The sequence below is a fragment of the Thiomicrospira sp. genome, assembly GCF_036568485.1.
In the GTDB taxonomy this organism is placed as follows: Bacteria; Pseudomonadota; Gammaproteobacteria; order Thiomicrospirales; family Thiomicrospiraceae; genus Thiomicrospira.
In genome coordinates this window covers 1-12,823 of the sequence record NZ_DATCSL010000012.1, presented here as the reverse complement: position 1 = coordinate 12,823, position 12,823 = coordinate 1, and the positions used below count along the sequence as shown (strand labels likewise).

The following is a 12,823-nucleotide window of genomic DNA, read 5'->3' as shown; positions in this document are numbered from 1 at the left end:
TGTACTGGTCAAGCAATTTCGGACACATCCCGTTTATAATTTTCATACTCAATAGGACTCATGTCACCATTGCTCGTATGAAGCCTTTCTAAGTTGTAATAGCGCATATACGCTTTCACATCGTCAATCATATGCTCATGGTTAGGTTGATGTACTTTGAGCAGCCAGTCATGCTTTAAGCTGCCAAAGAACCTTTCAACCACGGCATTATCCCAACACGCGCCAACATCGCCCATCGAGGCACGGATTTGGAGCTGTTTAAGCTGCGCTCTAAATGCGTCACTGGTATATTGTGATCCACGATCACTATGAAAGATCACCCCTTTGGGCGGTTTTCTAAGCCAGTAGGCTTGCTTGAGCGACTCTAGCACGAGTTCGGTGGTCATGCGCGGACTAATTGACCAACCGATAATTCGGCGTGAATACAAGTCCATTACCACACTTAGATATAGCCAACCCTGTGCGGTTTTTAAATAGGTGATATCACCAGCCCACACTTGGTTCATGCCTGTGGGGTTAAAGTCCATGTTCACAAGGTTATCCGCAACAGCGTGGCTTGGATCCCGTTTGGTGGTGACTTTGAATGCAACGCGCTGATCAACCTTTAGGTTTAAGACTTCCATTAACTTGATGACTTTGTTGCGCCCAACCTTAAAGCCTTCTTTACGTAATCGCTTCATTAGTTCTCGTGAGCCGAGACTGTTTCGGCTGGCTATAAAAAGGGCTTTAGCTCGCCGATACAGTCGCAGTTGTTCTTCGGTAATAATAGCTTTGGGACGTTTGACCCAATCGTAATAACCGGAGCGGCTAAAGCTCATCACCTTGCAGCTTAACTTAACCGAGTAGCCTTCTTGCGCCAACATATGGATAAACTCAAATCCTAGTGCATTTCTCGGGCGAAGAAGGCGGAGGCCTTTTTTAATATGTCTTTTTCCATTCGAAGCCGCTTGTTTTCATCACGCAGCTTTTTGAGCTCTTCACGTTCATCATCGCTTAAAGCCGGACCACTGGCTTGCGCTTCAAGCTTGTCTTTCCACTTGTAAAGCAAGTTTGGATTAACGCCTAGCGCTTGTGCCGCTTCAGCAACGCTATAACCTTGCTCAGTGACAAGCGCGACCGCTTCTTGTTTAAATTCTTTGGTGTAAGTTTTATAAACTCGCTTCTGACTCATAACCACTCCTAGATTCGACAACATCTATTGTCTCTCATTGAAGTGTCCGTTTCTATTAGACCAGTTCAAAGAAACTGGTCGAATCAAATGCATTGCAATCAAATCTTTCAGAATCGAAACCGCAAAATCCTCAATCATTGTTTGCTCCAACCCGAGATCTTCACACAAGCACCGCAATAATGTCCTGACAGTCGCTTGCTCCGAATTATCGCTCATGGCTTGAACCAACTCATACAGCACAGGCGATAACTCCATAAACTGAACCTGATCCATTTCATCGCGAAAAGCCAACAGTGTCGTAATACATTCCGGCTTTGGCTCGTCTGAATTCTCCAGCGTCATCTTATGCACCGGCCACTCGTAGGCTAAAGGGTAAGCAACGGGGGAAAGTTCGTAAACACCGTCTAACTCAGGGGCAACATCCAAAGGGTTGACAAAGCCCTCTTCTTCAGCAATGGTCAATGCCAATTCAACCCATTCATAATGAGCCAGCTCCAACATGTAATCCGGATCACCTGACTGAGGTTCAAATTCATTCTGTAAAAACAAAATGAATTCTTGTCCTAGCTCATGAAACAATGGCGTTTTAGAACGATGCTTAACCATATATTCTCGGACAATTTCTTGCCAACGTTCCTCGCCCACAATGCTTTTTAACACGGGAAACAGGTTTGAGAAAAACTCATACAGGTTGTTAAAAAACAAAGACTCATAAGCCTTTAAGCGTTTGGGGTCAATGTCCTGTGCTATTTCAGCCAGGACTGGCTCATTTTCAACGGAATAAGGGGCATTTTCAGGGTTGCGAATATGGTTTGAAAACAAATATTGCAGGCGTTGAAATTTCGGCAGTTCTTCAAAATCATTTGGCTTCATAAGGGGTCCATTGGCGCTGTGCCTCTCGAATCTGGCTAACCTCTAACATGAGTTCAGACATTGGAGGAATGTTGAAATCTCTTTCCAGTAACGTAGGGTGACGTCCATGATAGGTATAGGTTTCATCCAATAAATCCCACACTTGAGGTTTTACATTCTGGCCATGCGTATCAATTTTTAAGTCGTCGGCTTCGTCAAAGTGCCCAGCCATATGGCAATACATAATGCGTTCGGTGGGCATTTTTTTCATAAATTCGGTCGCATCATACTGATGATTGATGCTGTTGACAAACGTATTGTTCACATCAAATAAAAGACCACAATCGGCTTCTTCAACCACTGCATTGATAAACTCGGCTTCCGTTAATTCATTTGAAGGCATGGCATAAAAGGAAACATTCTCAACCCCGATGGGTTGCTCCAAAATATCCTGCACACGTTTGATTCGGTCAGCCACATAATGAACGGCCTCTTCTGTAAAAGGAATCGGCATGAGGTCATACAAGTGCCCCATATCGCCGCAATAACTTAAATGCTCGGTATAAACCCTCACATCATGCAATTTAAAAAACGCTTTCAAATCTTTAAGGTAACCTTCATCTAGCCGGTTCGGGCCGCCTAAGTCGAGCGAAAGACCATGACAAGTAAAAGGATACCGTTCCGAAAGGGTTCTTAATGCACGCCCCTGACGACCGCCAAAACGGAGCCAGTTTTCAGGTGCAATTTCCAAAAAATCAATATCAAGTTCTGGTCGATTCAATAATTCATCAAAAAAATCACGCCTTAAGCCTAAGCCGACGCCTTCGACTTGATTCGCAAACTTTGATTCCATCACTGTTGTCCTTTTGATTAATGATTAAGCGGGCAAACGTAATCATAAATAAAAAAGCCGCAACAATCGCGGCTTTGATTCAGATCATAAAGAAAATATTACTTAATCTAGGCTTAACTTCGCCCGCCGCATTTACCTTCTTCGGTTTTATCAGGTGTCATGTCCATTCCAGCACCACACTTACCTTCACCACATTTGCCTTCTTGGGTTTTGTCAGGTGTCATGTCCATTCCAGCACCACACTTACCTTCACCACACTTCCCTTCCTGTGGGATGTTTTTGCGCATGTCGCCACCACATTTTCCTTCACCGCACTTACCTTCACCACATTTTCCTTCTACGGCAACTTGCTGGTATCCACCGTCCAGTTTTTTAAATCCAAACGGGTTTTCTGAGGCTAAGGCTGAGCCGGTTAGAGTGGCTGCAGTTGTTGCGCTGGCTAACTTTAAAAAATCTCTTCTTGATTGCTTTGACATTGTGTTTCTCCATTAAATTAAAAACAACTGTATTTACTTCTTTTTTTGATACAAATCAAAAACTTGGTTTAAATTACCTTATCTTATGAGACCCAGTTTATCGAACTTTATTTCAATTGATTAGGAGTTTCTTGATTCAAATTTCCTATAGCCCAATAGAAAGCGTAAACGTTTTGCCAAATCGACGCTTTAAGTACCGGAATATCACGTTCGATCTTGTGTAACTGACGTTGTGCATCCAGTAAATCGAGAATATTCCGTCGACCTGTTCTCAAGGCTTGCTCATTGGCTTCAACTGCTTGTTTACTCGAATTTAAAGCCGATTGAAGAGCATTTAAACGGCTTGTTCCCGCTTCCAATGCTAACCATGCATTTTCAGCTTTTGCCTGCAACGACAAACTGAGTTCCCGTTTGGCTGCTTGAACTTTTTGAGATTGATTTCGCTGCATAGAAACTGAAGCATCTGTCCGTCCGCCTAAATAGAGCGGCACATTTAATTGAATACCGCCACGTGCACCCTGCATATCATCATAAAAATGATTATCCGACTCGTTATAAACATAAGCTCCAAATGCTTCTAACTGAAAGGTATCTTTGTTTTTTTCATACGACACCTGCTTTTGGGAAGCCAGCCATTGCTGCTGAAGTGCCAACACTTTCGGGTTGCTTTCGACTAAAAATGACCAGGCCTGGTCATTTTTATCCTCTTTCGCTTGCCGCACCATCTGTTCAATTCTGGCCACTTCCAAAGGGCGTTTAAGTGGAAAGCTCAACGTATCCAGATGTTCTTCAGACTGACGAATTCCGCCGAGTGCCGCCATTAAGTTGGCTTGTGTTTGACGAATGTCCTGCTTGGCTTTCAGCATTTCGGCTCGGTTAAAATCCAAACGAGATTGAATTTCTGCAATATCATTTAAATCTTGATACCCCACCTGAAAACGCTGTTTGACCTGCTTGATAATCGATTCAATTGAACGCTGTTCTTTTTCCAAAAAACGATAGTTTTCTTGCTGTTGCCACAACATAAAGTACAACTGAGAAATGTTTAAAAACACTTTTTGCGTTTCGGCCACATGATCCAGCCGCTTTCCTTGATAAGCAAATTGTGACTTTTGATTTAAATCATCCAGCTGCGGTTGGTAAAGTGGATAGGTTGCCACTAGCTGGTTAGCCGTTCTTGGGAACTCTGCATTTGACATCCAGGCGTAACTGAGCTCACTTTTAAAGCGTACTTCCGGTTTTCGTAATCCTTCCGTGCTATGCAATGCACTCAGTGCGGCTGATTGATCGGCCGCCGTTTTACTTAAACTCGGATTATGTTCAACGGCTAATGCAAACAGTGTTGATAAATCCAGATGATTGTGTTCAGCGGCCTGAACAGATGACACTCCTAAAACGCGGCCGATCAACATGAAGATAACATAAAGTAACACTTTCATATTAAGCCCCTCCTTTCTCAGGACCCGCTGATTCTGAAAAGCCTTTTTTCAAATACCGCAAATACATTAATAATGGAATCAGAAACATAGATACGATGGGCGCTGAAATCATACCTCCCACCATTGGAGCGGCAATGCGTTGCATCACCTCGGCACCAGTTCCATCTGAGAACATAATCGGTAATAAACCGACTACTATGACACTGACGGTCATCGCTTTCGGCCGCACCCGGTTCACGGCACCTTGCATGATAGCCGCACGAAGATCGGCAGCATTGTTCAATTGATGATTTTCTTTTGCGGTTTCAATCGCACTTTTCAGGTAAATCATCATCACCACACCAAATTCGGTGGCAACGCCGGCTAATGCAATCATGCCCACTGCAACCGCAATAGAATAATCAAAACCTAACGCCCAGATAAACCAAACTGATCCAAGCAATGCAAATGGAATCACCCCTAAAATCATCAACGATTCTGTGATATTTTTAAAAATAAAATACAGCAGAATAAAAATGATCAACAGAGTGAATGGCACGATCTCTGTGAGTTTTTTCTGGGCTTTCAAAAGATATTCATATTGACCCGACCACTGAATACTATATCCGGCAGGTAAGTCTACTTCGTCTGTAACAGTTGCTTGCGCCTTTTGGACATAACCGGCCAAGTCAGTACCAGCTTTTAAATCCACAAAGGTCCAGCCATTCAAACGAGCATTTTCAGACTTAATAACGGGGGGGCCTAAACGCACTTTGATGTCTGCGACCATGCCAAGTTGAATCTGAGCACCTGATGCCGTCACAATCGGTAATTGCCGAAGCGCTTCTACCGAGTTTCGCCACGATTGTGGATAACGTAAATTCATGCTATAGCGCTCACGCCCTTCAATTGTTTCTTGCAACACCTTACCGCCCACTGACGATTGTACGATATTAGCCAACTGAGCCATACTCAAATCGTATCGAGCCGCCTCGGTTCGTTTTGGCAGAACATCAATGTAACGCCCACCTTCCGCACGGTCGGAGAAAGCCGAGAGCGTGCCTGGCACTTTCGATACCGTTGCTTCAACCTGTTTGCCAATTTTTTGAATTTGAGCTAAATCATCACCGGAGATTTTGATCCCAATCGGGGTTTTAATCCCAGTAGACAGCATATCAATCCGCGTTTTAATCGGTTGAACCCAGGCATTAGTTAAACCGGGAATGGACACCGCATTATTCAGCTCATCAATCAGTTTTTCCAGCGTCATGCCTGCTCGCCATTGCGACTTATCCTTTAACTGAATCGTGGTTTCGATCATCGTTAATGGTGCTGGATCGGTTGCCGTATCCGCACGACCAATTTTACCAAAAACACTTTTTACTTCGGGAAACCCTTTGATGATACGGTTGGTTTCCTGGAGTAAGCCTTGTGCGGCACCAATGGAAATACCCGGTAAGGTTGTCGGCATATACAGCAAGTCGCCTTCCTCCAACTCCGGCATAAATTCTGAACCAATTTGTTGCCAAGGATAGACAATGGTCAATAATGCCAACACAGCGACAGCAATTGTTATTTTGGGAAACGTCAACAAGCCTTTTAACAAAGGCTTATACACCTTTATCAAACCGCGGTTTAACGGATTTTTCAATTCATCAGGCAACTTCCCTCGAATAAAATACCCCATTAACACCGGAACCAAACTAATCGCCAATCCGGCCGCCACCGCCATCGCAAGTGTTTTTGTTAAGGCTAAGGGCGTAAAGAGGCGACCCGCCTGTTCTTGTAAGGCGAAAATGGGCAAAAAACTCAATGCAATAATCAATAATGATAAAAACAGAGGCAAGCCAACTTCCTGGGAGGATTTTAAAATCAATTGCCAGTGAATGTTGCCTGTGGCTATCTCACCCGTACGGTGTCGATACGCCTCTAAATGTTTATGCGCGTTTTCAATCATTACAATGGCCGCATCCACCATGGTACCGATGGCAATGGCAATACCGCCTAAGCTCATGATGTTTGCCGTCACCCCCATAGACTGCATGATGATAAAAGCCCCTAAAATGCCTAAGGGCAAAGAAATAATCGCAACCAATGCCGAACGTAAATGCAGTAAAAACAATAGCGACACTAGACCAACAACAATCATCTCCTCAATGAGTTTATGGGTTAACGTTTCCACAGAACGTTGAATCAGTCCGGAACGGTTGTAAACTTCTACCAGCTCCACCCCATCAGGCAGGCCGGGTTGAATTTGGGCAATTTTTTGTTTCACCGCGTTGATGACTTTCAGTGCATTTTCGCCTGAACGCATCACCACAATACCACCAACAACTTCACCTTGACCATTTAGATCCGCAATACCGCGACGTGGTTTCGTACCCAGCTTCACCCGTGCAATATCTTTAAGTAATAAAGGTGTGTTCGTCACTGAATTTTTCCCAACCGGCACATTTTGCAAGTCTTCCAACGAAGTGATATAGCCTTTCACACCAACCATATATTCTGCTTCGGCTAGCTCTATGACAGAAGCCCCCACTTCAATCGCACTTTGCTGAATAGCCGTTTGTACTTGTTTCAACGTCAAGTTGTATGCACGTAACTTATTAGGATCCACTTCCACTTGGTATTGTTTGATCATTCCACCCACGGCCGCCACTTCGGACACTCCGGGAATCGCTTGCAATTCAAACTTCAAGAACCAATCTTGTAATGTACGAAGCTCTGATAAATCGAGCTTGTGACTTTTGTCGACCAACGCATACTGATAAATCCAACCTACGCCGGACGCATCGGGTCCCAGGCTAGGTTGGACCTCGCTAGGCAATTGAGCTTTGACTTGGTTAAGATATTCTAAAACCCGGGAACGAGCCCAATAAGCATCGGTTCCCTCTTCAAACAACACATACACATAAGAGTCGCCGAAGAAAGAATAACCACGAACAGTTTTCGCTTTAGGAACCGACATCATCAGGTTAGAAATGGGATACGTCACCTGGTCTTCCACCAACTGTGGACTTTGTCCCGGAAAAGGAGTTTTTACAATGACTTGAACATCTGACAAATCCGGAATTGCATCCAGCGGTGTTTGCTGAATCGCTTTCCAACCCCAAAAAGCGATCATCACACTTATAAGCAGAACCAATAGTCGATTTTCAATGGAAGCTGCAATAATTGAACGAATCATAATAGCCTCCTAATGGTTTGTGTGTAAGTTATTAGCCGGCTTTTGTCCACTTATTAAGCGTCGCAAATTTGATTGCACCTGACTTTCAGAGTCAATCAAGAATTGCCCGGAAATGACGACTTCTTCATTCAATTGAACCCCTGAAATGACTTCAACGATACCTTGAGTCTGCATCCCTATGACGACCTCTTTTACTTTAAAGCCACCACTTTCAGTCTTAATAACTACGCGTTTGCTTTCACCATCATCAATCACGGCCTCTAATGGAATCGCCAAGACATTCTTTTTCGGTCCGCCATAAATAATAGTTTCCACCAACATGTTAGGTTTGAATTTTTGTTGTGCATTATTCAAAGGAATCCGCACCTTAAAAGCTTGAGTCACAAGATCGGCTGTTGGGTATAAATAATCAATTTGGCTTTCCCAGTGTTTTCCAGGGTAAGCCGGTGTTTTTATATCTACTGTCAACCCTTCTTTTAGCCAATCCTGTTGAAGCGGCAAAACCTCGGCTTCAACCCAAACCACTGATAAATCCATTAAACTCATGAGTTCGGTTTGAGGTTGAACATACATCCCGTTTTGCACACCTAAATCACTTACAAAACCAGTTTGAGGCGCATAAACAGGGACTTTAGTAATAGGCGCATCTTCTTTAACGAGCGCTTTAATCGTGTGGTCATCCAGCCCTAACAGTTGCAAACGCACCTTCGCTGAATCGACCAACGAATTAGCTTGCTGGCCTAAACGATGCTGATTTTGTATGACCTGCAAATAATCTTGCTGTGCCGCCACAATTTCTGGCGAATAAATTCGATACAGTAACTGCCCTTTTTCAATTGCATCGCCATTATTTCGAACCGCTAAATCACTGATCCAACCAGAAGTTCTTGGATGAATATGCATCACCTTTGTTTCATCGGCTACTACTTTTCCAAAAGTAGGAATGTACTTCCACAGCGTATGTTTTTCTGCCTTAGCCGTTCGTATAGAAAATTGCTGTTGTAATCCAACAGCGGAACTGTCTGCCGAAGTAACATTTACTTGAATTTCAGGCGCATTCTGCATTTGAGACAAGCGCTGTTTAACCAAATCCATACCGCAAATCGGGCAGGTGCCAGGATGGTCTCGCACAATTTGAGGGTGCATAGGACAAACATACTTATAAACCCCCTCATTTTCGCCCAATGAAGGTGAAGAGTTTTCAGAGTCTTTTTTGGCCGCATTGGCCTGAAGCCCCGGGATAGAAATAAAAATAAGTGATAGAAACAACAAAAATATTCGAGTCATCATAAAATCCTTTAGCTCTCTTTTACACCAACGCACACTGTGTAATGTAAAAGAATTGAAACAAATCTGACACCCATTTATTTAGGACAAGCAGGTACCAATCAAAAAGTATTTATGAAAATCTGGGAGGACGTATTTCGTGAGTTAGCACTGCGGAAACCATTATAGATGTACCTGGCTGAGCTAAAGAGCTAATCACTGGTTGGAAAGAATAATCAACAGGCGAAGAAAAATCGAAAAAATGCACTGAAAAATGGCAAGTAGAGCCACAATGACAACCATCACCACACGATAAACAATTCATATCCGATGCCGAATCCTGCTGACAACAATCATGTGCAGAATGCATGTCATGATGAGAGGTATTAGAAGACATACAGCACACATCCTCAGCTTGCTGAGAAGCTGGTATTGTTTCTGTTCGGTCAGTTGCAAAAGTAATTTGCAACTGACCGAACAGAAACACAAAAATGAGTGCAACATATGAGAATTTTGAGAATTTCATTTTTAAATTTTAAAACAAATAAAACCTAAAAGCAAATAAAGTTTGCATCATAATTGTCGCCGATACACTTATCTATTCAACAACATAATGGTAAGCTCTGTCCTTTCCCTCAAGAATAGGGCCATGCAGTTGATGAGATTTCCATTAAAATTGTCCTTATGGAGTTCTCAACATTGTAGTGGTAAAGTGAAATTGGCTACCTAAATAGAGATGCTAAAATGCATCTCATATAAAAGGTGACCGAAGATGACAAAAACAAGACCAACATTTTCAGCCGAGTTTAAACTCGAATCAGCCCAACTGGTTGTTGACCAAGGTTACACACTAAATGAAGCCGCAAAAGCCATGGGCGTGGGCTTATCCACCATGGGTAAGTGGGTGAAGCAACTTAAAGATGAGCGCCGTGGCATTGCCCCAAAAGGCAGCGCACTTACACCCGAGCAGATTGAAATCCAACAATTAAAAAAGCGGATTAAGTACCTCGAAGAGGAAAAAGACATATTAAAAAAGGCTACGGCACTAGTGTTGAAGTAGGCGTGCCTACGCTCTTGATGTCGGACTCGTTCAACAGTTCGAGATAATCAAAAAGCTTCAAGAGCGCCATTCGGTGCAGCGATTATGCCAGGTGTTTAACGTGTACCGCAGTAGCTTTAAAGCCTGGCGAAGCCGCCCAAAGCGCATCAAGCCAAAGTTGGTAAAAGAGTTGGCGATGGTGCGCCGAATTCATGCTGAAAGCAACGGTTCAGCCGGTGCGCGAACGATAGCATTAGTGGCCACAGAGCGTGCTATTCCTCTTAGTCGTTATCGTGCTCAAAGATTGATGGGAAAACTTGGCTTAGTCAGTTGCCAGTTACCTAAACATAGCTACAAAAAAGCCACACAAGAACATATTTGTATTCCAAACAGTCTTGATCGCCAGTTCGACCCGGCGCGCCCGAATCAAGTCTGGGTCGGGGATGTAACCTATATCTGGGCAGGTAACCGCTGGTCGTATTTAGCGGTGGTATTGGATTTATATGCCAGAAAAGTAATCGGTTGGGCAATGTCTTACTCACCGGACACTGAACTGACTGCAAAAGCCTTAACCATGGCGTTTGAATCACGAGGCAAGCCAGAAAGCTTGTTATTCCACTCGGATCAAGGCAGTCACTATACGAGCACGAAGTATCACCAACTATTATGGCGTTACCAGATAAAACAAAGCCTGAGTCGCCGTGGTAATTGCTGGGATAACAGCCCGATGGAACGCTTCTTTCGAAGCTTGAAAACCGAATGGGTGCCGACGTTGGGTTACAAAAGTTTAGCTGAAGCCCGCAACCATGTGACTAGCTACATAATCGGCTATTACAGCCAAGTGAGACCTCATGCATTTAATGATGGTAAAACGCCAAACAAAGCTGAGGAAATTTATTGGGCAAATTGCTCTAAATCGGTGGCCAAAAAAACTTGACCACCTACAGGCAGATTACAACTATGTAATCTGCTGGTCATCTGGGCGTCAGCCAAGTTTTACTATGACTATAAAAACAATAGGTCATATTCGTCAGCTGCTTTGTTAAGCCTGACTATTTAAATAGGAAAACATAATGAAATATCTAGTGTTAACATCATTGTTGTTAATTTTTGCTGGCTGCTCAGCTGATCAAACGGCAAAAGTAGAGCACTCTGAAAGATGGTATACCAGCGAAGATGTAAGAGTCGGGCAGAAGATCTTTCTGCAAAATTGTGCGGTTTGTCATGGTAATCAGGCCCAAGGACTGGTTGCAGATTGGAAGCAAACTTTAGCCGATGGAAGTTATCCCGCGCCGCCTTTAAATGGAACCGCCCATGCTTGGCATCATCCTTTAAAAATACTGTTAAGAACGACCCAAAATGGCGGAGTACCGTTAGGTGGACAAATGCCAGGCTTCAAAGGCAAGTTAAGCCAGTCCGAGCAGTTAGCGGCTATCGCGTATTTTCAAAGTTTTTGGCCAGATAAGGTCTACCAGGCCTGGCTTGAATTGGATGGACTTAAATAAAAGGATTACAAAATGAATAGACGCGACTTTTTACGACAAGGTCTGGCAATAAGCTCAGGCTTAATTACCGCTACTGTGCCTTTTAGTTTTGCAGGAGCCTTTGGGCAAACAGTCGACTCAAACGCCAATTTTCGTTTAAATGATTTTAACTTGCCCGACCTGGATGAGGGCCAAACTATTCAAGGCAAACAAGTTTTTAAACTGGCCTTGCAGCAGGGCGAAACCCAAATCTTAGCTAATAAAGCCACTCAGACCATAGGTATTAACCAAGACTTTTTAGGCCCAGTATTAAGAATGAAAAAAGGCCAGGTTGTTAAGATGCAGGTGACAAACAAATTGAATGAAACGGCGGCACTTCACTGGCATGGCATGGTTTTACCCGCCACAGAGGACGGCGGCCCACACCAAGCGATCCAACCCAATAATACCTGGGTAGCCGAATGGAAAATACTGAACGAAACGTCTACGCTTTTTTATCATTCGCATACCCATAATCAAACAGGCCAGCAGGTTTGGCGAGGCTTGGGTGGTCAAATGCAGATTGTAGATGAGGATCAAGATGCTGACTTGGGCATCCCTCATGAATATGGGGTAGATGACTATCCTGTTATTTTGATGGACAGGGCGTTTGATGAGTCAGGCAATTTTTATTACAACAATACTCGAATGGATAAAATGCGCGGCATGCATGGTGATGTGATGTTGGTGAATGGCGTTGCCAACTCCGTGCTGAAACCCAAAAAAACACGAGTCAGATTGCGCTTACATAATGCATCTAATGCGCGTTTTTATGATTTAGTGTTTTCAGATAATCGACCTTTTGAGCTGATTGCTTCTGATGGCGGCTTGTTAGAGAAACCCACAAGTTTACGTCAAATTCGGTTAGCACCAGCCGAACGCGCCGAAATCATCGTTGATCTTTCTGACCGCAAACCAATTACGCTAAGAACGATCAAAGGTTATGGAAACTTATCCATGCGAATGGGAATGATGGGCGGGAATAATGCCGATTATCTTGACCAAAACTTTGATTTATTACATATCGATTCTAGCCAG

At 43.6% G+C, this 12,823-nt stretch carries 9 protein-coding genes and 1 pseudogene; 3 read left to right on the top strand and 7 right to left on the bottom strand.

Annotated features, from left to right (window positions below; genetic code table 11):
- Positions 1–8: 8 nt before the first annotated feature.
- From VIM91_RS01420 to VIM91_RS01390, 7 genes are all read right to left on the bottom strand, one after another.
- Positions 9–1,171 (bottom strand): IS3 family transposase gene (locus VIM91_RS01420; protein ID WP_331863055.1). Its coding sequence is split into 2 segments (ribosomal slippage): positions 9–922 and positions 922–1,171, totalling 1,164 coding nucleotides; the frame shifts between segments, so codons are not numbered across the junction.
- Positions 1,172–1,195: 24 nt separating this feature from the next.
- A complete protein-coding gene (locus VIM91_RS01415) occupies positions 1,196–2,044 on the bottom strand; it encodes a DNA-binding domain-containing protein (protein WP_331863054.1) in 849 nt (282 codons plus the stop codon).
- Entirely contained in the window at positions 2,031–2,876 is an 846-nt protein-coding gene (locus VIM91_RS01410; protein ID WP_331863053.1) for a DUF692 domain-containing protein, read from the bottom strand. The genes VIM91_RS01415 and VIM91_RS01410 overlap by 14 nt, the downstream gene beginning before the upstream one ends.
- Positions 2,877–2,989: 113 nt before the next feature.
- A complete protein-coding gene (locus VIM91_RS01405; RefSeq protein ID WP_011371197.1) occupies positions 2,990–3,352 on the bottom strand; it encodes a twin-arginine translocation signal domain-containing protein in 363 nt (120 codons plus the stop codon).
- A gap of 107 nt (positions 3,353–3,459) precedes the next feature.
- The gene (locus tag VIM91_RS01400) at positions 3,460–4,791 is read right to left on the bottom strand and encodes a TolC family protein (RefSeq protein ID WP_331863052.1); all 1,332 of its coding nucleotides are present in this window, start codon (positions 4,789–4,791) and stop codon (positions 3,460–3,462) included.
- Between the two features lies 1 nt (position 4,792).
- Complete coding sequence (locus VIM91_RS01395; RefSeq protein WP_331863051.1) at positions 4,793–7,957, bottom strand: CusA/CzcA family heavy metal efflux RND transporter; 3,165 nt, start codon at positions 7,955–7,957, stop codon at positions 4,793–4,795.
- A gap of 9 nt (positions 7,958–7,966) precedes the next feature.
- The gene (locus VIM91_RS01390; RefSeq protein ID WP_331863050.1) at positions 7,967–9,244 is read right to left on the bottom strand and encodes an efflux RND transporter periplasmic adaptor subunit; all 1,278 of its coding nucleotides are present in this window, start codon (positions 9,242–9,244) and stop codon (positions 7,967–7,969) included.
- Positions 9,245–9,995: 751 nt separating this feature from the next.
- Between VIM91_RS01390 and VIM91_RS01385 the strand changes: the two are divergent.
- The 3 genes and pseudogenes from VIM91_RS01385 to VIM91_RS01375 all read left to right on the top strand — a co-directional run.
- A pseudogene (locus VIM91_RS01385) lies at positions 9,996–11,199 on the top strand (IS3 family transposase).
- A gap of 136 nt (positions 11,200–11,335) precedes the next feature.
- Complete coding sequence (locus VIM91_RS01380) at positions 11,336–11,767, top strand: c-type cytochrome (RefSeq protein WP_331863049.1); 432 nt, start codon at positions 11,336–11,338, stop codon at positions 11,765–11,767.
- A gap of 12 nt (positions 11,768–11,779) precedes the next feature.
- On the top strand, positions 11,780–12,823 hold a 1,044-nt coding region (locus tag VIM91_RS01375), incomplete at its 3' end, for a multicopper oxidase family protein (protein ID WP_331863048.1).

Excerpts from the sequence above, each read along its gene's own strand:
- VIM91_RS01415 (WP_331863054.1), bottom strand. The coding sequence starts at position 2,044 with ATGAAGCCAAATGATTTTGAAGAACTGCCGAAATTTCAACGCCTGCAA.
- VIM91_RS01410 (WP_331863053.1), bottom strand. The coding sequence starts at position 2,876 with ATGGAATCAAAGTTTGCGAATCAAGTCGAAGGCGTCGGCTTAGGCTTA.
- VIM91_RS01405 (WP_011371197.1), bottom strand. The coding sequence starts at position 3,352 with ATGTCAAAGCAATCAAGAAGAGATTTTTTAAAGTTAGCCAGCGCAACA.
- VIM91_RS01400 (WP_331863052.1), bottom strand. The coding sequence starts at position 4,791 with ATGAAAGTGTTACTTTATGTTATCTTCATGTTGATCGGCCGCGTTTTA.
- VIM91_RS01395 (WP_331863051.1), bottom strand. The coding sequence starts at position 7,957 with ATGATTCGTTCAATTATTGCAGCTTCCATTGAAAATCGACTATTGGTT.
- VIM91_RS01390 (WP_331863050.1), bottom strand. The coding sequence starts at position 9,244 with ATGACTCGAATATTTTTGTTGTTTCTATCACTTATTTTTATTTCTATC.
- VIM91_RS01380 (WP_331863049.1), top strand. The coding sequence starts at position 11,336 with ATGAAATATCTAGTGTTAACATCATTGTTGTTAATTTTTGCTGGCTGC.